35 protein-coding genes are annotated in these 23,378 nt (G+C 21.3%); 3 read left to right on the top strand and 32 right to left on the bottom strand.

Annotation, left to right across the window (positions count from 1 at the left end; genetic code table 11):
- Window positions 1–99 precede the first annotated feature (99 nt).
- From Q8777_RS00705 to Q8777_RS00695, 3 genes are all read right to left on the bottom strand, one after another.
- On the bottom strand, window positions 100–600 hold the full coding sequence (locus tag Q8777_RS00705) for a hypothetical protein (protein WP_318676205.1): 501 nt from the start codon (window positions 598–600) through the stop codon (window positions 100–102).
- Between the two features lie 354 nt (window positions 601–954).
- Window positions 955–1,710 (bottom strand): hypothetical protein, encoded by a 756-nt coding sequence (locus Q8777_RS00700; RefSeq protein ID WP_318749433.1) that lies wholly within the window; start codon window positions 1,708–1,710, stop codon window positions 955–957.
- A gap of 253 nt (window positions 1,711–1,963) precedes the next feature.
- A complete protein-coding gene (locus Q8777_RS00695; protein ID WP_318676207.1) occupies window positions 1,964–2,833 on the bottom strand; it encodes a hypothetical protein in 870 nt (289 codons plus the stop codon).
- Between the two features lie 764 nt (window positions 2,834–3,597).
- Here Q8777_RS00695 and Q8777_RS00690 point away from each other — a divergent pair.
- The 3 genes from Q8777_RS00690 (at window position 3,598) to truB (ending at window position 5,791) form a co-directional block, all read left to right on the top strand.
- Window positions 3,598–4,533 (top strand): HD domain-containing protein, encoded by a 936-nt coding sequence (locus Q8777_RS00690; RefSeq protein ID WP_318676208.1) that lies wholly within the window; start codon window positions 3,598–3,600, stop codon window positions 4,531–4,533.
- A 70-nt stretch (window positions 4,534–4,603) separates the two neighbouring features.
- Window positions 4,604–4,924 (top strand): thioredoxin family protein, encoded by a 321-nt coding sequence (locus tag Q8777_RS00685; protein WP_318676209.1) that lies wholly within the window; start codon window positions 4,604–4,606, stop codon window positions 4,922–4,924.
- A 15-nt stretch (window positions 4,925–4,939) separates the two neighbouring features.
- Window positions 4,940–5,791 (top strand): tRNA pseudouridine(55) synthase TruB, encoded by an 852-nt coding sequence (gene truB / locus Q8777_RS00680; RefSeq protein WP_318676210.1) that lies wholly within the window; start codon window positions 4,940–4,942, stop codon window positions 5,789–5,791.
- On the opposite strand, the gene metG is transcribed toward truB, so the two are convergent.
- The 29 genes from metG to rplP all read right to left on the bottom strand — a co-directional run bounded on the left by metG (window position 5,775) and on the right by rplP (window position 23,348).
- Entirely contained in the window at window positions 5,775–7,349 is a 1,575-nt protein-coding gene (gene metG / locus Q8777_RS00675) for a methionine--tRNA ligase (protein ID WP_318676211.1), read from the bottom strand. The genes truB and metG overlap by 17 nt on opposite strands.
- A 102-nt stretch (window positions 7,350–7,451) precedes the next feature.
- Window positions 7,452–8,168 (bottom strand): 16S rRNA (cytidine(1402)-2'-O)-methyltransferase, encoded by a 717-nt coding sequence (rsmI, locus tag Q8777_RS00670; protein ID WP_318676212.1) that lies wholly within the window; start codon window positions 8,166–8,168, stop codon window positions 7,452–7,454.
- Entirely contained in the window at window positions 8,162–9,139 is a 978-nt protein-coding gene (locus Q8777_RS00665; protein ID WP_318676213.1) for a hypothetical protein, read from the bottom strand. Before Q8777_RS00665 ends, rsmI begins: the two co-directional genes overlap by 7 nt.
- Window positions 9,136–9,756, bottom strand: coding sequence for a dTMP kinase (gene tmk / locus Q8777_RS00660; RefSeq protein ID WP_318676214.1), 621 nt, complete (start codon window positions 9,754–9,756; stop codon window positions 9,136–9,138). The genes Q8777_RS00665 and tmk overlap by 4 nt, the downstream gene beginning before the upstream one ends.
- An 18-nt stretch (window positions 9,757–9,774) precedes the next feature.
- Window positions 9,775–10,485 (bottom strand): tRNA pseudouridine(38-40) synthase TruA, encoded by a 711-nt coding sequence (gene truA, locus Q8777_RS00655; RefSeq protein WP_318749435.1) that lies wholly within the window; start codon window positions 10,483–10,485, stop codon window positions 9,775–9,777.
- Between the two features lie 69 nt (window positions 10,486–10,554).
- Complete coding sequence (locus Q8777_RS00650) at window positions 10,555–11,622, bottom strand: energy-coupling factor transporter transmembrane component T (RefSeq protein ID WP_318676215.1); 1,068 nt, start codon at window positions 11,620–11,622, stop codon at window positions 10,555–10,557.
- A complete protein-coding gene (locus Q8777_RS00645; RefSeq protein WP_318676216.1) occupies window positions 11,615–12,481 on the bottom strand; it encodes an ATP-binding cassette domain-containing protein in 867 nt (288 codons plus the stop codon). The genes Q8777_RS00650 and Q8777_RS00645 overlap by 8 nt, the downstream gene beginning before the upstream one ends.
- Window positions 12,457–13,296, bottom strand: coding sequence for an energy-coupling factor transporter ATPase (locus Q8777_RS00640; RefSeq protein WP_318749434.1), 840 nt, complete (start codon window positions 13,294–13,296; stop codon window positions 12,457–12,459). Before Q8777_RS00640 ends, Q8777_RS00645 begins: the two co-directional genes overlap by 25 nt.
- An 84-nt stretch (window positions 13,297–13,380) precedes the next feature.
- Window positions 13,381–13,740 carry a 50S ribosomal protein L17 gene (gene rplQ / locus Q8777_RS00635; RefSeq protein ID WP_318676217.1) on the bottom strand — a complete coding sequence of 120 codons (360 nt, stop codon included), beginning with the start codon at window positions 13,738–13,740 and terminating at the stop codon, window positions 13,381–13,383.
- 185 nt (window positions 13,741–13,925) lie between these two features.
- Entirely contained in the window at window positions 13,926–14,885 is a 960-nt protein-coding gene (locus Q8777_RS00630) for a DNA-directed RNA polymerase subunit alpha (protein ID WP_318676218.1), read from the bottom strand.
- A 30-nt stretch (window positions 14,886–14,915) separates the two neighbouring features.
- On the bottom strand, window positions 14,916–15,305 hold the full coding sequence (rpsK, locus tag Q8777_RS00625; protein ID WP_318676219.1) for a 30S ribosomal protein S11: 390 nt from the start codon (window positions 15,303–15,305) through the stop codon (window positions 14,916–14,918).
- Window positions 15,306–15,307: 2 nt separating this feature from the next.
- Window positions 15,308–15,703, bottom strand: coding sequence for a 30S ribosomal protein S13 (rpsM, locus tag Q8777_RS00620; protein ID WP_318676342.1), 396 nt, complete (start codon window positions 15,701–15,703; stop codon window positions 15,308–15,310).
- A gap of 31 nt (window positions 15,704–15,734) precedes the next feature.
- Window positions 15,735–15,851 (bottom strand): 50S ribosomal protein L36, encoded by a 117-nt coding sequence (gene rpmJ / locus Q8777_RS00615; RefSeq protein ID WP_318676220.1) that lies wholly within the window; start codon window positions 15,849–15,851, stop codon window positions 15,735–15,737.
- A gap of 38 nt (window positions 15,852–15,889) precedes the next feature.
- Complete coding sequence (locus tag Q8777_RS00610) at window positions 15,890–16,102, bottom strand: translation initiation factor IF-1 (RefSeq protein WP_318676221.1); 213 nt, start codon at window positions 16,100–16,102, stop codon at window positions 15,890–15,892.
- Window positions 16,103–16,153: 51 nt separating this feature from the next.
- Entirely contained in the window at window positions 16,154–16,897 is a 744-nt protein-coding gene (gene map, locus Q8777_RS00605; RefSeq protein WP_318676222.1) for a type I methionyl aminopeptidase, read from the bottom strand.
- Window positions 16,898–16,953: 56 nt separating this feature from the next.
- Complete coding sequence (gene secY / locus Q8777_RS00600) at window positions 16,954–18,237, bottom strand: preprotein translocase subunit SecY (RefSeq protein WP_318676223.1); 1,284 nt, start codon at window positions 18,235–18,237, stop codon at window positions 16,954–16,956.
- A gap of 18 nt (window positions 18,238–18,255) precedes the next feature.
- A complete protein-coding gene (gene rplO, locus Q8777_RS00595) occupies window positions 18,256–18,699 on the bottom strand; it encodes a 50S ribosomal protein L15 (protein WP_338140411.1) in 444 nt (147 codons plus the stop codon).
- 6 nt (window positions 18,700–18,705) lie between these two features.
- Window positions 18,706–18,906 carry a 50S ribosomal protein L30 gene (gene rpmD / locus Q8777_RS00590; protein ID WP_318676225.1) on the bottom strand — a complete coding sequence of 67 codons (201 nt, stop codon included), beginning with the start codon at window positions 18,904–18,906 and terminating at the stop codon, window positions 18,706–18,708.
- A complete protein-coding gene (gene rpsE / locus Q8777_RS00585; protein ID WP_318676343.1) occupies window positions 18,907–19,440 on the bottom strand; it encodes a 30S ribosomal protein S5 in 534 nt (177 codons plus the stop codon).
- A 5-nt stretch (window positions 19,441–19,445) separates the two neighbouring features.
- Complete coding sequence (gene rplR, locus Q8777_RS00580; protein WP_318676226.1) at window positions 19,446–19,799, bottom strand: 50S ribosomal protein L18; 354 nt, start codon at window positions 19,797–19,799, stop codon at window positions 19,446–19,448.
- Between the two features lie 29 nt (window positions 19,800–19,828).
- Complete coding sequence (rplF, locus tag Q8777_RS00575; RefSeq protein ID WP_318676227.1) at window positions 19,829–20,371, bottom strand: 50S ribosomal protein L6; 543 nt, start codon at window positions 20,369–20,371, stop codon at window positions 19,829–19,831.
- Between the two features lie 19 nt (window positions 20,372–20,390).
- Window positions 20,391–20,765 (bottom strand): 30S ribosomal protein S8, encoded by a 375-nt coding sequence (gene rpsH, locus Q8777_RS00570; RefSeq protein ID WP_318676228.1) that lies wholly within the window; start codon window positions 20,763–20,765, stop codon window positions 20,391–20,393.
- A 12-nt stretch (window positions 20,766–20,777) separates the two neighbouring features.
- Complete coding sequence (gene rpsN, locus Q8777_RS00565; RefSeq protein ID WP_318676345.1) at window positions 20,778–21,047, bottom strand: 30S ribosomal protein S14; 270 nt, start codon at window positions 21,045–21,047, stop codon at window positions 20,778–20,780.
- Window positions 21,048–21,090: 43 nt separating this feature from the next.
- Complete coding sequence (rplE, locus tag Q8777_RS00560; RefSeq protein WP_318676229.1) at window positions 21,091–21,633, bottom strand: 50S ribosomal protein L5; 543 nt, start codon at window positions 21,631–21,633, stop codon at window positions 21,091–21,093.
- 29 nt (window positions 21,634–21,662) lie between these two features.
- Window positions 21,663–21,998, bottom strand: coding sequence for a 50S ribosomal protein L24 (gene rplX / locus Q8777_RS00555; protein ID WP_318676230.1), 336 nt, complete (start codon window positions 21,996–21,998; stop codon window positions 21,663–21,665).
- 10 nt (window positions 21,999–22,008) lie between these two features.
- Window positions 22,009–22,389, bottom strand: a complete 381-nt coding sequence (gene rplN / locus Q8777_RS00550; protein WP_318676232.1) for a 50S ribosomal protein L14 — start codon at window positions 22,387–22,389, stop codon at window positions 22,009–22,011.
- Window positions 22,386–22,652: a 30S ribosomal protein S17 gene (gene rpsQ, locus Q8777_RS00545; protein WP_318676234.1), complete on the bottom strand. Its 267-nt coding sequence runs from the start codon at window positions 22,650–22,652 to the stop codon at window positions 22,386–22,388. Before rpsQ ends, rplN begins: the two co-directional genes overlap by 4 nt.
- Window positions 22,653–22,728: 76 nt before the next feature.
- Entirely contained in the window at window positions 22,729–22,929 is a 201-nt protein-coding gene (gene rpmC / locus Q8777_RS00540) for a 50S ribosomal protein L29 (RefSeq protein ID WP_318676235.1), read from the bottom strand.
- Window positions 22,929–23,348, bottom strand: coding sequence for a 50S ribosomal protein L16 (gene rplP, locus Q8777_RS00535; RefSeq protein ID WP_318676236.1), 420 nt, complete (start codon window positions 23,346–23,348; stop codon window positions 22,929–22,931). Before rplP ends, rpmC begins: the two co-directional genes overlap by 1 nt.
- Window positions 23,349–23,378 lie beyond the last annotated feature (30 nt).

Here is a 23,378-nt window from a genome sequence, read left to right as displayed (position 1 = left end):
CTCTTTTCTCTCACTTCTCTTTTTTATCTCTCAAAATAAACCATTTTCATTATAAATGATTTAAAGAGAGAAAAAAGGGTTTATTGTTAATTTCTTTTTTTATTTTAAATGTTTATTCATTGGTTCAGGATAAATAGTAAGATAATTTTTCACAGGATTAAAGTGTAAAGAATAGTTTTTAGTATATATACCTTCTTTAGAAGTGAATGGAATTGGGATTTCACATAAATAGAAATCTTGATCCATGTCTAGAACATATTTAGGGCCGTTGTAACGGAAATCTATTTTGTTTTGAACAAAACTTGTATTTATCATCATTCCAGTACTATCTATATGTTCTTTAGTTAATAAAGAAGCGTTTTTGTCTGTATGAAGAGTAGGTGGTATTTTTGTAAAACCTACATTAGCTCTTGTATTTCCAATATTAACGAAAAATTGGTCATTTTCAGAATGCCACTGACTAAAAGGATTATTTTGAACAAACTTTTCTAAATCTTTTGGTACTTTGTCTGGATATTGACAGTTTTTTAACCCATTTAAACCATAAAAAGTGTATTTTACCTCAATTTTGTGTTTTCCTTCACCGACATTAGCCAACATCCATTTACCTTCTCTGTTGAGATGAGGTTGAGGGAAAGTATTTTTATTGATCGGTATTTCTATAAAATTACCTTTTTCATCTCGAGTACTAAAATATTCTTTTTCAATTTCTATTTTAGGTGCTGGGATTGTGTAATTATAATAACGAGGTTTAGTAACTGTTTTGATTATCCAAAATAAAAGTAATGAAAGTAATGAAAGTAATGAAAGTAATATAAACTTTGTGATTATTTTTTTTTATTTTTCAAAAAATACATAAAAAACTCTTTTTTTAAAAAACTTTTATGCTTTATTTTAACATAAAACAGAGAAGATCAAATTTTTTTTGACCTTCTTTTTTTTATTTTCTCAACTTTATGACCACCCAAAAAGATTTTTTGTCATTTTTTCTAATTTTTCAAAGGTGTTAGGAAATTTAACTTGGATCCCCACAGCTTGATTGCCAAAACCGTCCCATTGTTCTTTTTCATTATTTAATTTTTTTACTTTTTTATTTAATTCTTCTTCTTTTTCATTAAATTCGTTTATTTTATCATTTAAATCCTTTTTAGTTTGTTTATGTCTTTTTTCTTCTTCATGTAATCGTTGTTTCAATAACTCAATGTGATGTTTTAATTCTTGGTTTTCTCCTCCTAAAGCAGTATTAGCGGTTTCTAAACCTTTAATTTCTCCTTCTGATTGTTTGATATGTTCATTTTGTTCTAGATATAATTTCAACAATTTTTCATTTTCTTCTTGTAAAGTATTTATTTCTGTTATTTGTTGTTCAATTGTTTTTTCTAATTCTTTGATTTCTTCATCTTTTTGTTTAATAATTTCTTCTAAATTTTTTTTATGTTCTTTTAAAGTGTTTTGTTTCTCTTTTTGTTTCTTTAATTCTTCATTTTTGGCATCTAATAATTTAATTAAAGTTTGATCTGTGTTTTGATTTTGTTTTAAATCATTTTCAATTTTGTTTATTTCTTCTTGTAAACGTTTATTTTCTTCTTCTGATTGAATTAAATCAGTTATTACTTGTTTTAATTTAACGTCATATTCTGTTTTTAAAGCTTCTTTTTCTGCTTCAGATTTCTTTAATTTAGCTTCTGTTCTTTCTTTTTCAAGTTCCATTTCTCTTGTTTTGTTTTTTTAAAAATGCCTTTTTTATCATTTTTCTTCCTTCAATATTTTTTTATTAGAAGGGTTATCTTTTTTTAAAAAACAAAAAAAGACCAATTTTAAAATTGGTCTTTATTATTAATTCTTTTCTTTATTTTTTATTCTATGTTGCCAATGTAACCTCTTCATATTGTTGTATAGTGGATAGGATGAAGTGCGATTTTTAAAAAAGTCTTAATTTATAAATAATAATTTCTTTAAATTATTATTTAATGATAAAGTATTTTTTTAAATCATCGACTGAATTCGACAAACTAATAAATTTATTTTTAGATTCAATCATTTTTTTTATACTTTTTTTAATTTGTTCATTACTTTTTAAAGAATCTCGATAATAATCATAATTATCTTCTAATTTCTTTAATTCTATATTAATTTCAGTTATTTCGTTAACAATTTTAGAAATTTTATTTTGTAACTTGTTGACTTCAGTTTTTATTTGTTCATTATTTTGATTTTGATTTAAAAAAATCTTTTTACTTTCGATTTCTTGTTTCAAAATTTCTTTTTCAATTTCTTTTTGAATTTTTTGTTTTTTCAATAAATCTTTTTGACTAAAGCAATTATTGATCTCATTTTGTAAAAAATTTATTTCATTTTGAGTAGAAATCATCCAAATTTCGTTTTCTTTAAGAGTTTTCAACATTTCTGGTAAATTATTCCTTTTTATAAACTCTTCTTTTAATGTTATTAAGTTCTGAATTATTTTTTTTGCTTCTGGTTGTAAAAAATCAAGAGAAGGTAATTTTTCTTTAGAATAATAATAATCAAAATAACGGTTAAAATAAATTAAAATTTTATCCCATTCTTCTTGAGTCACTTCAAATGATTTTAATATTTCTTCTTCTTTTTTAGATTCTTCTTTAATTTCTATTAAATCTGTTTTTATGAAATTATTATTTAAAAAATTACCTTTATCATTCAAAATATTTTTTTTATCTTTTTCAGAAATAATTTCTGGTGTTTGTTGTATTTTTGTATTAAGTGATTTTAAAATAAAAATAAAAAAAGAAATAAAAATAATAATAGCAATAATAATAAAAAATTTTTCTTTTATATTTTTTTGTGCATTCACAAATTCTATTTCCTGTCTAAGGTTAAGTAATAATAAAAAAATAGAAGTAATTATAACATTATATTACTACCTAAACCGAACAAAATTATTATAACAAAAAAATAACAAAAATATTTTTTATGATATAAAAATTTAAAAAATATTTTTTTTATTTTTGAATTAACTTTTGTAAATTATTTAATTGTGGATTTTTTCTATTTTACTTTTGTAATAGCTCAAAAAATTATAATCTTTTTTTTAATTTGTTAAAAAAATGTTATTTAAAAATCAGAATAAATCTTTTTTTAAAAAAAATTTAAAAATTTAGAAAAATGAATAATATTTTAAAATAAAAATTAATTTTCTTTAAAAATAAATTGAAAATATAGCTATACAATTTTGAAACAAGAATTAAATAATTAAATGTAAATAATAATAAAAAATAGATATGTAGAGAATAAGGTTTATAATATAAAAATAAAAAAAGAAATTTTTCTTATTTTTATTTTATATATATTATTTATTTTATGTAGTATTTCATCTTTTGTAACTTATTTAAAAAAATTAGTTTTTAAAAAAGATATTAAATATCACTAAAGTTAATCCTAGTAAATGATTTTTTAAGTTTTTTTATTGTTAAAAAATTTAAAAAATATTTTAAAAATTTTATTTTTATGTTATCATAAGGGTAATTAATGAATAAATTTACTAAAGTATGATAAAAATTATTTTTATTCATGATTGAAAATATTTTTGAATAAAATAAAAATAAAATAAAGATAAAAATGAATCAAACAGAATTTTTAAAAAATAAAAAAATAGATACTAAATTTTCTTTTATAGGAAAAATAAACAGCATAAATAAAGGAGAAAATTTTATTAACGTGGATCTTTTGTTAGTAGAAAATTTTTCTGTTAATATCAAATTAAATTTTGATTTTGATGTCCCACATAAAGAAAAAATTTATTTTTTTGAAACAAAATATATCGCCAAAAAAGAAAAAAAAATTTTAATATGCGAGAAATATAAATTAATAGAAGATATTTTAGATTGGCAAAAAATTTATTATTATTATAAAATTTTTTTTAAATGTTCAGATATTTCTTTCGAAGAAATTGATAAACAAATTAATAAAATTTTAGACAAAATTAAAAATCCTATTTTGAAAGAAATAACAAATAATTTATACCAAAAAAATAAAAAAAATTTTTTGATTTCTCCTGCTGCTTGTAAAATGCACCATAATTTTTACGGCGGATTAGGTCAACATACTTATAATATGTTAAGAATGTCTAATTATTATAGCCAAATCTACCCTTTCATCAATAAAGATTTATTAAATTGTGGAATTATTCTACATGATATAGCAAAAATAAAAGAATTTGATTTTATATCTAAAACTTACAAAATAGAAGGAGTTTTATTAGGGCATTTAATTTTAGGAGTAAATATTATCCATGAAGAATCAAATAGATTAGGATATAATGATAAAGAAGAAGTTTTAATTTTAAAACATTTATTAATATCTCATCACGGCTTGTTACAATATGGTTCTTTTAAAGAACCTCTAATAACCGAAGCTCTTTTATTATGGCATTTGGATGATATAGATTCAAAATTAAATACTTTACAAGAAAATTTAGAAAAAACAGAAAAAGGTAAATTTACTGATAAATTAAATTCTATTAAATGTAAACAATTTTATAAACCAAATTTATAATAAATATTTTTTTTAATATCATTAAATTTAAAAATAAAAAAATTATAAAATTTTATAAAAGGAAAAAAATATGTCTCAAAATAATGATCTTGTTATAAATGCAGAAACTTTAAAAACTTTAATAAATCAAGAAGAAATCATTTTAATTGATTTTTTCGCTAATTGGTGTAAACCTTGCAAAATATTAATGAATATTTTAGATAGCTTTATTCAAAAAAATAAAAATATCAAACTTATTAAAATTGATGTTGATTTATATCCTAAATTAACCTTAAAATATAATATCACAAGTTTTCCTACTTTAATATTATTCAAATTTGGAAAAGAAGTAGAAAGAAAAATTGGCTTGTGTTCTGAACAAGAATTATCACATTTCATAGAAAAAAATTAAAAGATTAATATAATTATGGATGGAATTTTTTTAGTTAATAAAGAAAAAAATATGACTTCCCATGATATTGTGAATTTAATTAAAAAGAAATTTAATTTTCAAAAAGTCGGTCATACAGGAACTTTAGATCCATTAGCCGAAGGACTTTTAATCATTTTAGTAAATAAAGCTACTAAATTAACTTTTTTATTCGAAAATTTAAATAAAAAATACGTAGGAAGTATAATTTTTAATTATAATTACGATACGTTAGATATTAACGGAAAAATTTTAGATAAATCCAATGCTTTTATTTCAGAACAAAAAATAAAAAAAGTTTTTTCTTATTTTAATAAAAAAAAATATTTACAAACTCCTCCAATGTATTCAGCTATAAAAATTAGGGGAGAAAAAATGTATAATTTAGCAAGAAAAAATATTAAAATAAAAATTCCTCCAAGAGAAATTTATATCCATAATTTAAAAATGCTTGGACGTTTAAAAAATAATATAATTCAATTTCAAACAAATGTTTCCAAAGGAACATACATTAGAAGTTTAGCAAGAGATATAGCTGATAAAATGAATACTTATGGCGCTTTAAACAGTTTAACTAGAACTAAAATAGGTCCTTATAATTTAAACAAAGCCCAAAAAATAGAATCAATTAGTTTAAATAACTTAATCAATCACAAAATTTTATTTCAAAAAAAACAAAAAATTATTTTAAGTGATTATCTTATTAATTTAGTAAAAAATGGTATTATTTTAGATCAAAGACAAATTATAACTACTCAATCTTTTGTTGTTATGGATCAAAAAAAAAATTATATTGCTTATTACCAACCAATAGAAAAAAATAAATATTCTGTTAAATATTTTTTTTAAAAAAATCTTCTTTATTTAACCTTGTAAATAATTTTTTTTCTAATTTTAATTCTTTATTTTGAGTGATCCCAAAATATTCTAAACTTTTAAAAGTATTTTCCTCTGATTTTATTTGTTCTAAAATATTTTTTGATGTCTCAGGTAAAAAAGATTGCAATAAAACACCTATAAAACGTATAGTTTCTACTAAATTATATAGAGTAGAATCTAATTTATCTGAATCTTCTGGTTTTTTAAATAATTCCCATGGTTTTTTTAAATCAATATATTTATTACATAAATGAGCTAATTTAAAAATAGATTTTAAAGAATCACCAATTCTATAATATTTCATATATTTTTTAACTAATGAAAAAGTTTCTAAAGATTTTTTTTCTAAATCAATCATTTCAGATATTTTAAAAGTTTCTTTTGAAGGATAAATTTTTTTTAAATGATTTTTTTTATATTTAACAATCATTCCTAAAGTTCGACTTATTAAATTACCAAGGGTATTAACTAAATCTTTATTGTATCTTTCAAATAAAAGATCATAAGTCAAAATTCCATCAGAATTATAAGGAATTTCATTTAAAACAAAATAACGAATTGCGTCTACAGGGAAAATTTTTAATAAATCACTTACATAAATAACATTATTCAATGATTTAGACATTTTTTTATCATTAAACAAAATCCAAGGATGAATTAAAAATTTTTTAGGCAAAGGTAAATTTAAAGCCATCAATAAAATAGGATAATAAATTAAATGAAATTTACTAATATCTTTACCTATTATATGAAGATCACATGGCCAAAATGCTTGAAATGAATAATTATTTTTTTGAGAATAATATTCTAAACCTGTTATATAATTACACAAAGCATCAATCCAAACATAAACTGTATGTTCTGGATCAAATTGAAAATTAATACCCCATTTTAAAGAAGTTCTGGAAATACATAAATCTATAAGTGGTTTGTCTAATAAATTTAAAATTTCTTTTTTAATAGAATGAGGTAGAACAAGATCAGGATCATGATTCAAATATTGTAATAATCTTTTTTTATATCGAGATAATTTAAAAAAATAAACTTTTTCCTTTTCCCAAATCGGAATTTCTCCATGAACTGTTTTTCCATTAATTAAATCTTTTTCTGAAATATAACTTTCTTCATTAACAGAATACCATCCTTCGTAAACCCCTAAATAAATATCATTTTGTTTTTTTAACTGATTAACAATATTTTGAACTTTTATTTTATGAAACAAATCACTTGTTTTAACAAAAAAATCATATTGAATATTCATTTGACTATAAATTTCTTTAATTTGTTGAGATATTTGATCAACATAAATTTTAGTTGGAATTCCTTTATGGTTTGCTTTTCTTTCTATTTTTTGACCATGTTCATCTGTACCTGTTTGAAAATAAACACTGTATCCTTCCATTTTTTTAAAACGTGCAACCACATCTGCTAAAATAATTTCATAAATATTGCCAATATGAGGAATAGAAGAAGCATAGACAATCGAAGTTGCGATATAAAATTTTTTTTCAGAATCATAATAATTCATTATTTTTGAAAACCGCCTTTTTATTAAGAAAAGTAAAAATTAATTGAACTAAAAATTTAAATTAATTTGTTTTTTTGAATAATATTTTTTTATATAATACTATCAACATTCATCGATTAAAATTTTTTTATATTTTTCTATTACTAAAACATATTCGCCTTTAATTATTAATTCTTCTTTTAAAATATCATCTAAAGAACCATTCACAATTGTTTCAAATTTTTTAGTTAATTCTCGAGATAAAGAAATATTTCGATTTCCATAAATCTCACGAATAAATGTTAATGTTTTTTTAATTCTTTTTGCAGATTCATAAAAAATAATAGTTCCATCAAAAAGAAAATATTTAAGTAAAATTTTTTTTTTATCGCTTTTTTTTTTAGAGATATAACCTAAAAATAAAAAAGGTATTTCAAAAGAAGACAAAACAAAAGCTGATAAAAAAGCAGAAGCGCCCGGAATAACAGTAACAAAAAAACCTGCTTTTTGAACTTCTTTAACTAGAAAAAACCCTGGATCATTAATTAAAGGTGTACCAGCATCACTAATTAAAGCTAAATTTTTTTTATTATTTAACAAAAATAAAACTTGCTTTATACGAGATTTTTCATTATATTTATGCAAAGAAATTAATTTATTTTTAAAATTATAAAAATTTAAAATTTTCATCGATATTCTTGTGTCTTCTGCTAAAATATAATCAACTGTTTTTAAAGTTTCCAAAGCTCTAAAACTAAAATCATTCATATTACCAATTGGCGTTGAAACTAAATATAAAATATTTTTTGTTTCCGTAAAAGTTTTTTGAATAATTAACATATCATATCTAAATCCGTTTTTTTTATCTGTAATTCTTTTTCTATTTGAATAAATAAAAACATAAAACAAAATTTTGAATCTAAAATATTTTTTCTTTGTTCAATTTCGATTAATAAATTTAAAATCTTTAAATTTTGTTTTAAAGATAATTTATTATATTTTTTTTTACTTAAGAAAGATTTAGGAAAAATAACATTTAAATTATTTTTATAAAAATATAAATCTAAAAAAAAACTTGTTCCAATTAGTAAAAAATCATCAATAAAAAATTTTATTTTGTTCAAATAAAAACTGTTAAAAAATATTTGAGAAATTATTTTTTTTTCAAAAATATTATCTAAAAAAGACAAAAAAAATTCTTTTAAAGAAAAATAATAATCACTAATTTGTTCTTTTTTAAATATTTTTAATAAAAAAAATAAAACTTTATCTAATTCATCTTCTGATAATTTTTTGGAACTATCATTTATGCTAAGAAATTTAGAATTAGATTTTAAAGAAAAAACTTGTCCACGAGACAAAATAGTAGGAAGTAAAAGATTACAATCACAAGTAAATAAAATTCCCAAATGATGTTTACTAACAGGATTTTCTAAAAAAGATAATAAACTATTAGTTATTTTATAAGAAACATTTTCAATACAATTAATAATAAAAATCTTTTTTTTTTCTATCAAAGATGTATGATTTAAATATAATTTCATTTCTAAAATATCTTCTTTAGTTATTTTTTTATTTTTAGCATCTAAATAATAAAAATTAGGATAAGAAAATTTATTTATAAGATTCTTTAAAATAATATTTTCTTCAATAAAACTTTCATCTTTTTTGAAAAATTCATAAACTAATTCAAACATAAAAGATTTTTGTTCTTCAATATCCTCGTCATGTTCTATAATATAGAAATGAGATAATTTTTTATTTTTAATAATTTTTTTAAATTTTTCTAATAAATTTTCTTGTTCCATCATATTTTTATTTTTAATAATTGCTCAATTTTAATTTGAATAATTGTTTCTAATTCTTTCAAAGAAAGATTAGAATCTAGTTTATGAATTCTTTCAGGATATAAAGTTACAAGTTTTAAAAAACCTTGTCTCACTTTGTTATGAAAATTAATTGTTTCTAAATCAAAATATTCTATTTTATCTTTTCTTTTAGCTTTTAATCTTTGGATGCTTATTCTTGGATCTAAATCTAAATAAAAAGTAATCTGAGGTAAATATTTTAAAGCTAAAAAATTAATTTGCTTAATTATATCTTCGCCTAATTCTCTTGCATAACCTTGATAAGCGATAGAAGAATCCAAATAACGATCACAAATAACTATTTTGTTTTTTTTTAAAGCAGGAATGATAATATTTTTCAAATGTTCATTTCTATTAGCAGCATACAACAAAGCTTCTGTATAAAAATCCATTTTATTATAAAACTTAAATAATATTTTTTTTATTTCTATATTAAATAAATTTCCTTCACTAGGTTCCTTTGTTAAAATAACAGGGAATTTTTTTTTTATTTTTTGAAATAAATTCAAAGATAAAGTTGTTTTTCCCGTTCCTTCACAACCTTCAAAAGTAATAAACATATTTAAATTTGAACCTTCTTAATATAAAATTTTTTTTAAACACAAACCATTAGCTGGTGCTGAAAAACGAAATTTTTGCTTATTTTTTTTATTAAACATATTTTTTAAATCTAATAAATTTTTTTTTCTTTTTCCGATATAAATTAAAAATCCTAATAACAAAAGAATCATTTTTTTTAAAAATCCTTTTCCGTGAAAAAATATAAAAAATTGATCTTTTGTTTCTTTACAAAAAACTTTATAAATAAATTTAATAGTATTTTTTTTTAAATTTTTCTCATTAGTGAACAAAACAAAATCTTTTTCCCCCTCAAGTAAATAGAAAGCTTCTGAAATCAATTTAAATTCAATATTTTCGATATAGACTTGAAATCTACAATTAAAAGGATTTGTTTTTTTCTTAGAAAAGACATATTGATAAATTTTAGAATGAACATTATAACGAACATGAAAGGGTACACATAATTCTTCAACATCTAATATTAGAATATCGCGAGGAATTATTTTATTCAAAGATCTTTTTAAAATATCAGGAGCAATACGAAAATTAGTTTGAAAACTAACAACCTGCCCTTCAGCATGAACACCTTTATCAGTTCGACTAGCAGCAAGAGTTAAAATTTTTTGTTTAGTTATCTTCAATAAAGCATTTTCCAAAACTGATTGAATTGTTATAACATTAGGTTGTTTTTGAAAACCATGATAATTTGTTCCATCATAACTTAAAATTAATTTATAAGTAATAATTATTATAAAAACCTCTTTCTTAGAAAATTAAAAAAGTTTATTATACTAAAACTATTTTATAAAATAAACTCCATATAATAAAAATAAAAATAAAAACAATATAAGGTAATCAGTCTTTTTTGTTTCATATAAAATAAATTTAGTTCTTTCTTTTCCTATTATATAACCTCTTGTTTCCATTGCATTAGATAAAACAAAAGATTTTTTAAAAGATAGTATAAAAATAGGAATCAATAAAGAAAGTAAATAATAAGTTTTTTTAAAAATATTTTTATTATAAAAATTTAATCCTCTAGAGATTTGAGCTTTTAAAATTTTTTGAGTTTCTTCTAATAAAAAAGGAATAGATAAAAAAATCAAAGACAACATAAGAGTTAAAATTTCTACAGGAAATTTAATTTTCTTTAAAGGTTTTAAGATCAATTCTAAACCATAATTAATTTCTATAAAAGAAGTAGTTTCTTTTAAAACAATATTAAACATTAAAAATAAAAAAAAACGTAAAAAAATAAAAAAAATATTAAAAAAATCTTCTTTATAGAAATATAAATAAGAATTAGTTTGTTCTTTAAAAAAAGAAAAAGAACTATTTAAAAAAGAAGGTAATATAAAAAAAAATAAAAAAATAAAAATAAAATAAAATTTCTTATATTTTTTTTTTTTAAATAAAAATAAAGGTAAAAGATATAAAAAAAATATAATAAGAAAAAAGGTTCCTTCATTTAAATTCCAAAATGGAAAATATAAATAATTAGATTTTTCTAAATATAAATTTGTGTTTTGAATATTACAATGTAATAATAAACTAAAAAAGAAAAGAAATTTAAAACCTAAAAATTTTTTTAATAACATCGAAAATGAATAATTAACTACTATTAATAAAAAAAGAAAAATAAAAATAAAAAAAAGATAATATAACAAACAAAAAAAATTTTTAATTATACCTTTATTTGTAAAATCCCAAACAAATCTAAAGTTTTCCAAATTCAAACTAAGAATAATTTGAAAAATTAAAATAGTTAAAATAATTTTAAAAGAAGGATGAATATAATGAATAAAAGATTTATTAAAATTTGTTATAGAACCGCATTTATTATTAACCAAATTCATCTTAATCATTTTTTTTGTAACTTTCGCAAACTTCTTTTAAATATTTAAATAATTCAAAAGAAGAATATTTATATTCAAAAGGAATTTCTAACTCTTTATTTAAAAATTTTAAAATTTGAAAAGTTCGTGGTTCTATAAAATTAAATTTAGATAATTCAACATTATGAAAAAAATCTTCTTTATATCCATAAAAAATAATTTTTCCTTTTTCTAATAAAAGAACTTTATTAGCATATTCAGATACTAAATTTATATCATGAGTAATAAAAATAATAGTTTTATTATCTTTTTGATTTTTTTTTTGCAAAATACTCATAATTTGTTTTTGACTATCAATATCTAAACCTCTTGTTGGTTCGTCTAAGATTAAAATAGATGGTTCCATAGCTAAAACACCAGCAATAGCAACCTTTCTTTGTTGCCCTTCAGATAACTTAAAAGGTGAAGAATCAAATAATTCTTCTTCTAATCCCACTTGTTTTAAAGCTTCAATAGCTTTTTTTTTAGCTTCCTCATTCGTCATATTAAAATTTTTAGGACCAAACATTACATCTTTTAAAACAGTATTTTCAAAAATTTGATATTCAGGAAATTGAAAAACTAATCCTATTTTTTTTTTAAAAGATGTTAGTAATTGAGGTGATGTTTTTTTATCTATTTTTCTATTAAAAATTTCTATATAACCCTCTTTTGGAATCAATAAACTATTCATTAATTGAACTAAAGTTGATTTACCAGAACCTATTTTCCCAATTAAAGCAATAAAATCATTTTTAGCATTTATTTTTAAATTAATTTTTTTTAAAACAGGATCAATCTTACTCTTGCTATTATAATAAAAAGTTACATTTTCAAATTGTATTGCCATAAAGTATCCTTTAATTTCTTAAAAAATTTTTGATTTATTTTTTCTAAATCTAATTCATTTTTTAATTTATAATAAATTTGAATTGCTAAAGGTAAAAAATTAAAATATTTTAAACAAAAATCTTCATCTTCCAATAAATGCTTAGGTTCAGTATATTTATACATAAGCCCTTTTTCTAAAACTATTATTTTATCACTTTTAAAAGCAAAATGTAAATCATGGGTAATGGTTATTAAAATTTTATTTCTTTTTGTATGAATATTTTTAATAATATCAAAAATTTCTTGAGAACTTTGAGGATCTAAAAAAGATGTAGGCTCATCTAAAATAATAATTTCAGGTTCCATAGCTAAAACAGAAGCCATCGCTACTTTTTGTTTTTGGCCACCAGATAATACTTGGGGTTTTTCATATAATAAATTTTCTATTCCAATCATTTGAGAATATTTTTTTATTCTTGCTTGTATTTCTTTTCTTGATAATAATTGATTTTCTAAACCAAAAGCTATATCATTTTGAACATCAAAACCTACAAATTGATAATCAGGATTTTGAAAAACAATTCCTATTAAAGAACGCAACTCAAATAAATTATCTTCAGTTAATTCTTTATCATAAATAAAAACTTGTCCTTCTTTATGTTGTAATAAACCTGTTAAAATTTTAGCTAAAGTAGTTTTTCCTGAACCATTATGACCTATAACAGAAACCCATTCACCCATAGAAAATTTTAAATTTAAATTATGAAAAATTTTTTTGTCTTTATAGCTAAAACCTAAATTTTTAATAACTATCATTTTATTACCATTTTTTATATTTTTTGAAAAAATATTATTTTTTTATCTCAAAAAAATAATAAAATTGTAAAAAAACATAAATATTTAACAAATACAAAAATATTAATCGATTAAAGAAATCAAAGCAAGAGGAGCAGCATCACCTCTTCTATACAATCCTTTTATAATTTTTGTATATCCGCTTATTTTATTTTCATATTTCGGAACTATTTCTTGAAATAATTTTTGCAAAACATTTATATTAGAATCTATTTTTTTATTAAACAAAAAATTTAAGGCCAATCTTCTGGCACTTAAATTATTTTGTTTACTTAAAGTAATAATTTTATCAACTATTCTTTTAATTTCTTTAGCTTTTGATTCAGTAGTTATAATACGATTGTTAATTAACAAATCAGAAACTAAACTTCTTAACAAAGCTTTTCTTTGAGACGTATTACGTCTTAATTTACTATAAGCCATTATATTAATTTCACCTTATTTTTTTAATAATTTTAAAAAATAAATATTTATCAAAATTAATCTATTCCTTAAAAAAATATTATTTTTTTATTTTCTAATGTTTTTATGTTCAAAATAAAAAAATCTCAATAAAAATTGAAAATTGTTTTTTTTAATTAAGAATAAAAATTAAAAATTAATTTTTTTTAATTAATAAAAATATCATCTTGAAAATTAATTTCTAATTCTTTCATTTTATTTTTTAACTCTTCTAAAGATTTTTTCCCTAAACTATTTAGCTTAGTTATATATTTTTCATTTTTATCTACTAATTCTTTTACTGTATTAATTCCTGATTTTTTTAAACTATTAAATAATCGCACAGATATTCCTAATTGATCAATTCTTAAATTTAAAGCATGGCTATGACTTTCTTTTTTAGGTTCATAAATAAAAAAATTATTTTTTGCTTTTTCAGATAAATTAACCAAAACATTAAAATGATCGATTAAAATTTTAGATGCTGTAGATAAAGCTTCTTTAGAAGAAATAGATTTATTAGTCTCTATTTCGATAACTAATTCCTCTTTACTATTAAGTTTTGGTTCAACATTATAAGTAACTCTAACGATAGGAGTATATAAAGAATCAATTGGAATTACTCCAAATTCATTTTTACTATAAATTTTATTATCTTCAGATGAAGCATAACCGATCCCTTTTTTTACAGTTACTTTCATTTGAAAAAGAGTATCTTTTGTCAAAGTAGCAATTATTTGATCTTTATTAATAATTTTTACTCCATCAACTAAATTAAAATCAGCCGCTGTTACTACTTTTTCACCTACAGTATCTATCTTTAATTCAGTTTCAAAATCTTCTTCTTCAGAATCTACTGAAATAACAACTTTTTTTAAATTTAAAACAATCGACATAACATCTTCTAAAACTCCAGGAATAACACTAAAATAATGATTAACACCTTCTATTTTAGTATTAACAATTGCAACACCTGGTAAAGAAGATAATAAAACTCTTCTTAAAGAATTACCTATAGTAATTCCTAATCCTCTTTCTAAAGGATAAATTCTGAATTTACTTAGAAAAGAATCTGTTCCTTCTTGTTCGATAAGCATATTAGGTTTTATAAATTTTAATTTTTGCATTATATTAATCCTTTTTCAGATATTTTGATTTTATCCACGTGGACGTTTTGGAGGCCTACAACCATTATGAGGTAAAGGTGTAACATCTTTAATAGCAGTAATCTCTAAACCAGATTCTTGCAAAGAACGAATTGAAGTTTCTCTACCAACTCCTGGCCCTTTGACAAACACTTCTATTTGTTTCATTCCTTGTTCTTTAGCTAAAGCAGAAACTTTTTTAGCAACTTGTTGAGCAATATATGAAGTAGATTTTTTGCTGCCTTTATAACCTAAAGAACCAGCATTACTCCAAGCAATTGTATTACCTTCTAAATCTGTAATAGTTATAATAGTATTATTGAAAGTAGCTTGAATATGAGCTATTCCTAAAGGAACATTTTTTTTTATTTTCTTGCTTTTAATTCTTTTTTTTTGTTTCATAATTAAACTCTTTTTCTTAATCCTTTATCATTTTTTTTATTAACTAAAATAACTTTTTTACGATTTTTTTTAGCTGTTTTAGCATTATTTCTAGTTTTTTGACCTCTAACAGGAAGCCCTTTACGATGATTAATTCCTCTATAACAACCTATTTCCATTAATCTTTTGATACTTAAAGTTCTTTCTCTTCTTAAAGCACCTTCTAAAACTAATTTATTTAATTCATTTTTAATAATAGATAATTGATTTTCACTTAACTGATCAACTCTAATATTAGAATCTATATTTAATTTATCTAAAATTTTTTTAGAAGTTTTTTTACCAATCCCATAAATATAAGTCAAAGCAATAAATATTGTTTTATTATTAGGAATATCTACTTCTGCAATTCTTCTCACTACCATTTATTATTCAAAAAATCCTTTCTATTTAACCCTGTCTTTGATTATTACGACGTTTTTTTTTATTTATAATATAGATTCTTTTTTTACGACGAACAATAATATCATCAACGCTACGTTTTTTTACAGAAGAACGAACCTTCATATAAAATATCTCCTTTTTTGTTTATATAAAAAATTATATCATTTTGAATTTTTATCAATATAACGAAAAACAATACGACCTTTATTATCAACTTTTACTTTATCACCTAACAAAATACCAATTTTATTTACACGTATTTTTCCAGAAATATAAGAAATTATAATTCTATCATCAGGAAGTTTTAATTTAAATTTAGCATTCGGTAAAACACCTACAACAATAGCATCTACCGTATTTTCATTGTTAATCATTTTATAGAAAATTTCCTTTTTTCATAATTTATATTATATATTTTATTTATTTTAAGTTAGAATTTCATATCCTTTGTCAGTTACTAAAACTGTATGTTCAAAATGAGCACTTAAACTAGAATCTAAAGTTACAGCACTCCAACCATCTTCTAAAATTTTAACCTCTTTACTTCCTAATGTAAACATAGGTTCTATACAAAAAGTCATACCAGGTTTTAATTTATAATCTTTTATAACAAAATCAAAATTAAAAATATAAGGTTCTTCATGTAATTTTGTTCCTATTCCGTGACCTGAAAAATTTTCTATTATTCCATAATTATAATTTTTTCCAACCTTAGATATAACACGAGAAATATCAGAAATTTTATTTCCAGGTTTAACTTGTTCAATTCCTAAAAATAAAGATTTTTTAGTATTTTCTATAAATTCTTGATTTTTTTTAGAAATATCGCCTAACCAATAAGTCCAAGCTGAATCAACAAAATAATCTTTATACTTTATTCCCAAATCAATAGTTACTACATCTCCGTATCTAATAATTTTTTCCTTAGATGGTAATCCATGAACTATTGTTTCATTTATAGAAATGCAAGTATGAAAATTATAAGATTGATAACCTTTAAAAGCAGAAACAACACCATGTTTTTTCATTAAATCAAAAGCAATCATATCCAATTGATAAGTAGAAATTCCTATTTTTAAATAATTTAATAATTTTTTTCTTATAGAAGATAAAATTTTACCAGCTTCTTTCATTATAATAATTTCATTTTTATTTTTAATCAAAAACATAAAAATAAACAACCTTTTGTTATAATCATTTAATAAATAAATAATTATAAATATTTTTAAAATAAATTGTTATAATTTTTTTTAATATTTTTCTTTTCTTTAATATTCTGTATAAATTCTAAAGAAGTACCAACAACAATTAAAAGACTAGTTCCGCCAAATTTAATTTTATAGCAAACATTTTCTTGTTTAAACAAAATTAAAAAAAAATTAATTATATCAGGAGCAGCAGTTAATAAAGTTAAAAAAATAGTTCCAATAAAAATTATTTTAAACATTTCATGAGTTATTTTTTTTACAGTCGGAAAACCAGGTTTAATATTTTTTAAATAAGCATTTTGTTTAGATAAATGTTCTGAAATATCATAAGGATTAATAGTTATAAAAGATGTAAAAAAAGAAAATAAAATAATTAATAAAAGATATAAAAAAAACGATATTCCTAAATCATAACGTGGTTTTTCGAAAAATGATATAAAATTATTAATTTTTTTATTTTCAAACATTTTTATATACTGAGTTATATTTAAAAAGACTTCAGCAAGAATAATAGGTAAAATTCCAGCTATATTCAATTTTATAGGAATATATTTGTCTAATCTATCATTATTTTTATTTATAGCATAGTTAATAGGAATTTTTAAATAACCTAAAGTTAAAAAAACTGTCAATATTAATAAAATCAAAAATAAAAACAAAATTAAAATTTTTGTCATAATCAATGACATCGATATCTCTTTTAAATCTAAATTTAATAAAAATTTAAAAGTTGAAAATAACTTATCAGATATTCCAACAACTATTAAAATTGATACTCCGTTTCCTATTCCCTTAGATGTAATTAAATCAGATAACCAAATACAAATAAAAGTTCCTACAATTAAAAAATAAAGAGAAATAAAAATAGAAGATTTATTATTTTCAAACGAAATTGTTTGTTGTTTTAAAATCATCCAACCTTGTCCTAAAGCAAAAAAAAAAGTCAATCCTCTTGTAACTAAATTAATTTTATATTTTCCTTTTTCTCCTTGATTAAACCATTCTTTTAAAGAAGGTAAAACTTTTTGTGAAAATTGAACTATAATAGAAGCAGTAATATAAGGTGAAATACCTAAAACAAAAATATTTAAACTATTCATGTTAAAAAAACTAGAAAAAAGATTAAAAGAATCATCATCTTTTACATTTTTAAAAAAATTCATTCTTTGATAATATTCTTTTTCTAAAAAAGGAATCGGAATTTCTCTTCCTATAACATAAATAAAAACAATAATTAAAGTAAAAATAATTTTTTTAATTATATTTTTTTTATCTAATAAAAAACTAATTATCTTTTTCATATAAAAATTACCTTAAAATTACCTTATTATTTCTATACTTCCACCATTTTTTTCAATAACAGCTTTGGCTTTATTAGAAAATTTATTAGCTTGAACAATTATTTTTTTACTAAAACTACCTTTAGATAAAATTTTAAATAATGAAGTATTTTTTTTAATTATTTTATTTTGCAATAATACTTCTTTCGTTATTAAAGAACCATTTTCAAAAAATTCTAATTCTTTTAAATTAATTAAATGATATTTTTTTTTATTAAAATTATAAAAACCTCTTTTGGGGATTCTTTGAAAAAAAGGTGTTTGTCCGCCTTCAAAACCTAATCTAGTTCCACCACCAGCACGAGCTAATTGTCCTTTATGACCTTTTCCTGATGTTTTGCCGTTGCCACTTCCAGGACCACGACCTAAACGTTTTACTGTTTTTCTAGCATTTTTAATAGGTTTTAACAAATGTAACATTATCATCTATCAATCTACGCTCTCTTTTTCAATAATTTCTTTAACTAAAACTAAATGATTAATTTTTTTTATAATCCCTCTAATAACTGGTGAATCTTGTTTAATAACTTTTTGATTAATCTTTCTCAATCCTAAACAATAAATATTTTTAATTTGATTAGGAGTTCTTCCGATTATACTTTTTTTTAATATAATTTCTAATTTTTTCATTTAATCAACCTTTTTTTTAAACTTAGATATTAAATTAATTCCTCTTCTTACTTCAATATCTTTTATAGTTCTTAAATTTTGTAAACCATTAACTATTGCTCTTAAAATATTGATAGGTGTTCTTGAACCAAAAGATTTCGCTAAAATATCATTTATTCCAGCTAATTCTAAAACAGTTCTAGCTGATTTGCCTCCCGCAATAATCCCTGTCCCTTTTTTTGCTGGTTTTAATAAAGCTTTAGAAGCACCAAATTTACCAATAATCTCGTGAGGAATAGTTGTACCAACAAGAGAAATTTGAAATAAATTTTTTTTAGCTTTTTCCGATGCTTTTTTTATAGCATCTAAAACTTCTTGAGCTTTAGAATTAGAAAAACCTATTTTACCTTTTTTATCTCCAACAACAACCAAAACAGAAAAACGTAAGCGACGTCCTCCTTTAACAACCTTAGTTACCCTATTAATAGAAATCACTTTTTCTTCTAAATTAGTATTAACTTTTTTAGGATTAAAAGTGTATTTTTTAGTATTCAAATCTTTCAAAATATTAATCCTTCTTTTCTTGAAGAGTCAGCCAACGCTTTAATTCGGCCGTGATATAAACGTCCTCCACGATCAAAAACAACTCTACTAATACCATTTTTTAAAGCTTTTTGAGCAATGATTCTACCTATATCAGATGCAACTTTTATATTAATAACATTAGCTTTTATTTCTTTACTATGAACGCTGCATAAAGTAACTTTATTTTGATCATCAATTATTTGTGCATAAAAATACTTATTAGAATAAAAAACATTTAAACGAGGTTTATCTTTCGTTCCTATTATTTTTTTTCTTAAACGCAAATGTCTTTTTTTTCTTAAATATTTTAATGATTCTTTATTTATCATAATATTTTATTTATCATTTAAATCCTTTCTTATTTTTTGGCACTTTTACCAACTTTACGATGAATATATTGATTAAATAATCTAATTCCTTTACCTTTATAAGGTTCTGGTTTACGTAATTTTAATATTTTAGCAGCAAATTCGCCAACAAATTGCTTATCTATCCCTTTGACAATAATTTCTTTATTTTTTATAATTTCTATTTCTAGATTAGAAGGAATTATCAAAGAAATAGTATGTGAAAAACCTAAATTAAAAATTAATTTAGAATCCTTTTTTTCAACATCATAACCTAAACCAACAATTTCAATTTTTTTTATAAAAGATTTTTTTAAACCTGTAATCATATTAAATAATAAAGCTCTTGTTGTTCCATGAATTTTCTTCATAAAAACTTGGTTATTTTTTCTTGCAATTTGAATATAATTATCTTTTATATTTATATTCAACAAAGGATTGAATTGATATTGTATTTTTTTTTCATTATAACTGATATTAATTAAATTTTGTTCATTTACTTCTACTTTAATACCTTCTGGAATAAAAATAATTTTTTTTCCTACTCTCGACATTTGAATCTCCTTCGATAATTTACCAAATATAAGCTAAAACTTCTCCACCTAAATTATATGATAAAGCTTCGTAATCTGTCAAAATACCTTTTGAAGTAGAAATTAAAGCAATACCTAATCCGTTATAAACTCTTGGTATTTTATTTACAGTAACATATTTAGATACTCTTTTTAAACCTAAAATAGCTCTTTTTTTATCAGCACTGTATTTTAAATAAATAGTGATAATTTTTTTAGATTCGTTTAACCAAAAATCTTTTATAAAACCTTCTCTTTTTATAACTTCTAAAATTTTAATTTTAAATTTAGAAATAGAAACTGAAACTTTTTCATGATTCATTAAATTTGCATTACGTATTCTTGTCAGTAAATCAGCAATAGGATTTGTTATCATTTTTTCTCTCCTTTACCAACTAATTTTTTTAACACCTGGTATTTCCCCTTTATTAGCTAATTCTCTAAATTTAATTCTAGATATACCAAATTTTCTTATATATCCTCTAGCTCTTCCATCTATTTTATCTATATTTTTTAATCTTACAGGAGATGATTGAACAGGAAGTTTAGATAAACCTTTATAATCTCTTTTTTTTTTTAATTCTAATCTTTTATCTTTGTATTTCAAAAATAATTCTATTTGTTTTTGATTTTTAATAATTTTTGATTTTTTTGCCACAAAAGACTCCATTCTTTCTTTAATAATTAAAATATTAATTTTTTTATTTTGAAAAAGGCATGCCATAAAATTGTAATAATTTTTTAGCATCTGAATCATTTTTAGCTGTAGTAACAATGCAAATATCCATTCCACAACTTTTTTTAACTTTATCAAGATCAATTTCAGGAAAAACAATTTGTTCTTTAATTCCTAAAGAATAATTACCTTTTCCATCAAAAGATTTAACACTTAAACCTCTAAAATCTCTTATTCTAGGCAAAACTATTTTAATTAATTTATCTAAGAAAAATTGTTTTTTCATCCCTCTTAAAGTAACTTTTAAACCAATCGGCATTCCTTCTCTCAATTTAAAATTAGAAATAGATTTTTTAGATTTAGTAATAACAGGTACTTGGCCGCTAATTAGAGTTAATTGATCATAAAATTCATCCAAAATTTTAACATCAGAAACAGCACGACCAACTCCCATATTAATAACTATTTTTTCTATTTTCGGAATTTGCATTATTGATTTAAAATTAAAAATTTTTTTTAAATCTAAAAAAATATTTTGTTTATTATATTGAATATTATATTTTTTCATAAATTCATCCATGCTTTCTTTAAACCAAATTATATAGTAATACCTGTTTTTTTGGAATAACGAACTTTTTTTCCATTTTCAAAACGAAACCCAACACGTGTTGGAATTTTTTTTTCAGGATCGATTAATGATAAATTAGAAACATGAATTGGCATTTCTTCTTTAATAATATTTCCTTTTTCGCCTTCTTTTGTAGTGGCTTTATGTTTAGTAGCGATATTAATTCCTTCGACTAAAACTCTTTGTTCTTGAAAAAAAATTTTTACTACTTTACCAGATTTAATAGTTTTTTCTCCATTTTCATTTTTAAAAAAACGATCTTTACCAGCGCGAATAGCAACTATATCACCTAATTTAATATACATTACAATTTCCTCATATTACAAAAACTTTCTCAGCTAAAGAAAGAAATTTAAAAAAATTATTATCTCTTAATTTTTGATTTTTAACTACAGGTCCAAAAATCCTGGTTCCTCTTAAAGTGGTATCATCTTTAATAATAACTACGGCATTATCATCAAATTTAATATAAGTACCATCTTTGCCTCTTAACCCTTTTTTAGTACGTAAAATCAAAGCTTTTGCTTTGTCTCCTTTTTTTAACATACCCGAAGGAATAGCTTTTTTAACAGAAACAACAACAATATCTCCAATATTAGCATAACGTTTTTTACTTGAACCAGGAATATTAATAACCGAAACCTCTTTAGCACCACTATTGTCAGCTACTACCAAACGACTATTTATTTGAATCATATTTTATTTACCCTATTTTTACTAAAAATAATATTTGATAAACGAAATTTTTTAGTTTTAGATAAAGGTCTTGTTTCTGTAAAACTAACTAAATCACCTATTCGAGCAATTTCTTTTTCATCATGAACATGAAATTTATTAGTTTTTTTAATTCTTTTCCCATATAAAGGATCTTTTTTATAATAATTAACTAAAACGACAATTGTTTTTTGCATCTTATCAGAAACAACAACACCTGATAAAACTTTTCTATTATTACGCATTCATTTACCTCTTTTTTTAATAAAAGATTTCATTTTTTTTGGAAAAATGTAAAAAATATTTATATATTATTTTAAATTAAATTAATTCTTCACGTTTTTTTTCATTTAAAACTGTTTGCATTCTTGCAATATTTTTTTTAATTTTACGAACAATAGAAGTATCTTTAGATTTTGCTAAATCTAATTTTATTTTAGTTTCAAATAATTCTTTTTTATAAAAAATAATTTTTTGATTTATATCTTCTTCTTTCATTAGACGAATTTCTTTAATTCTCATTATTCTTGCCCTCTTTTAACAATTTTGGTAACAATTGGTAATTTATGTGATGCTAATCTTAAGGCTTCTATTTCTACTTTGTCTAAATTATTATTATCACTAACTTCAAAAATTACTTTTCCCTTTTTGACAACTGCAACCCATAATTCAGGATTCCCTTTTCCTGAACCCATTCTTACTTCTAAAGGTTTTTTTGTCAAAGATAAATGAGGGAAAATATTAATCCAAACTTTACCTAATCTTTTCATATGACGTGTCATAGCAATACGAGCAGATTCAATTTGTTGACTAGTTATCCATGAACCCTGTTTAGCAATTAAACCATAATTTCCGTTTATAATCTTGTTTTGTCCTTTAGATTTGCCTTCATAACTGATGCGATGAGGACGACGATATTTAGTTTTCTTTGGGATTAACATAATTTTATTTTATTTACATCCTTTTAAATT

It is taken from the genome of Candidatus Phytoplasma stylosanthis, assembly GCF_032886435.1.
GTDB lineage: Bacteria > Bacillota_I > Bacilli_A > Acholeplasmatales > Acholeplasmataceae > Phytoplasma > Phytoplasma stylosanthis.
The sequence above is the reverse complement of the archived record's forward strand: the minus strand, read 5'-3'. Positions and strand labels throughout refer to the sequence as shown.

Coding starts and splice junctions, on each gene's coding strand:
- Q8777_RS00690 (WP_318676208.1), top strand. CDS start 3,598: ATGAATCAAACAGAATTTTTAAAAAATAAAAAAATAGATACTAAATTT.
- rpmD (WP_318676225.1), bottom strand. CDS start 18,906: ATGAAAAAATTAGAAATTATATTAAAAAAAAGTATAATCGGAAGAACT.
- rplR (WP_318676226.1), bottom strand. CDS start 19,799: ATGATAAATAAAGAATCATTAAAATATTTAAGAAAAAAAAGACATTTG.
- Q8777_RS00645 (WP_318676216.1), bottom strand. CDS start 12,481: ATGGCAATACAATTTGAAAATGTAACTTTTTATTATAATAGCAAGAGT.
- truB (WP_318676210.1), top strand. CDS start 4,940: ATGGATGGAATTTTTTTAGTTAATAAAGAAAAAAATATGACTTCCCAT.
- Q8777_RS00700 (WP_318749433.1), bottom strand. CDS start 1,710: ATGGAACTTGAAAAAGAAAGAACAGAAGCTAAATTAAAGAAATCTGAA.
- Q8777_RS00685 (WP_318676209.1), top strand. CDS start 4,604: ATGTCTCAAAATAATGATCTTGTTATAAATGCAGAAACTTTAAAAACT.
- rpsK (WP_318676219.1), bottom strand. CDS start 15,305: ATGAAACAAAAAAAAAGAATTAAAAGCAAGAAAATAAAAAAAAATGTT.
- rplX (WP_318676230.1), bottom strand. CDS start 21,998: ATGTATATTAAATTAGGTGATATAGTTGCTATTCGCGCTGGTAAAGAT.
- Q8777_RS00705 (WP_318676205.1), bottom strand. CDS start 600: ATGTTGGCTAATGTCGGTGAAGGAAAACACAAAATTGAGGTAAAATAC.
- rplQ (WP_318676217.1), bottom strand. CDS start 13,740: ATGGCTTATAGTAAATTAAGACGTAATACGTCTCAAAGAAAAGCTTTG.
- rplF (WP_318676227.1), bottom strand. CDS start 20,371: ATGTCGAGAGTAGGAAAAAAAATTATTTTTATTCCAGAAGGTATTAAA.
- rplP (WP_318676236.1), bottom strand. CDS start 23,348: ATGTTAATCCCAAAGAAAACTAAATATCGTCGTCCTCATCGCATCAGT.
- map (WP_318676222.1), bottom strand. CDS start 16,897: ATGTTTTTGATTAAAAATAAAAATGAAATTATTATAATGAAAGAAGCT.
- rsmI (WP_318676212.1), bottom strand. CDS start 8,168: ATGTTAATTATTCAAAAAACTTTTACGGAAACAAAAAATATTTTATAT.
- rplE (WP_318676229.1), bottom strand. CDS start 21,633: ATGAAAAAATATAATATTCAATATAATAAACAAAATATTTTTTTAGAT.
- Q8777_RS00665 (WP_318676213.1), bottom strand. CDS start 9,139: ATGATGGAACAAGAAAATTTATTAGAAAAATTTAAAAAAATTATTAAA.
- rplN (WP_318676232.1), bottom strand. CDS start 22,389: ATGATTCAAATAAATAGTCGTTTGGTAGTAGCTGACAATAGTGGTGCT.
- metG (WP_318676211.1), bottom strand. CDS start 7,349: ATGAATTATTATGATTCTGAAAAAAAATTTTATATCGCAACTTCGATT.
- Q8777_RS00630 (WP_318676218.1), bottom strand. CDS start 14,885: ATGCAAAAATTAAAATTTATAAAACCTAATATGCTTATCGAACAAGAA.
- rpsH (WP_318676228.1), bottom strand. CDS start 20,765: ATGATAACAAATCCTATTGCTGATTTACTGACAAGAATACGTAATGCA.
- rpmC (WP_318676235.1), bottom strand. CDS start 22,929: ATGAGAATTAAAGAAATTCGTCTAATGAAAGAAGAAGATATAAATCAA.
- rpsQ (WP_318676234.1), bottom strand. CDS start 22,652: ATGCGTAATAATAGAAAAGTTTTATCAGGTGTTGTTGTTTCTGATAAG.
- Q8777_RS00610 (WP_318676221.1), bottom strand. CDS start 16,102: ATGATTAACAATGAAAATACGGTAGATGCTATTGTTGTAGGTGTTTTA.
- Q8777_RS00650 (WP_318676215.1), bottom strand. CDS start 11,622: ATGATTAAGATGAATTTGGTTAATAATAAATGCGGTTCTATAACAAAT.
- rpmJ (WP_318676220.1), bottom strand. CDS start 15,851: ATGAAGGTTCGTTCTTCTGTAAAAAAACGTAGCGTTGATGATATTATT.
- tmk (WP_318676214.1), bottom strand. CDS start 9,756: ATGTTTATTACTTTTGAAGGTTGTGAAGGAACGGGAAAAACAACTTTA.
- secY (WP_318676223.1), bottom strand. CDS start 18,237: ATGAAAAAGATAATTAGTTTTTTATTAGATAAAAAAAATATAATTAAA.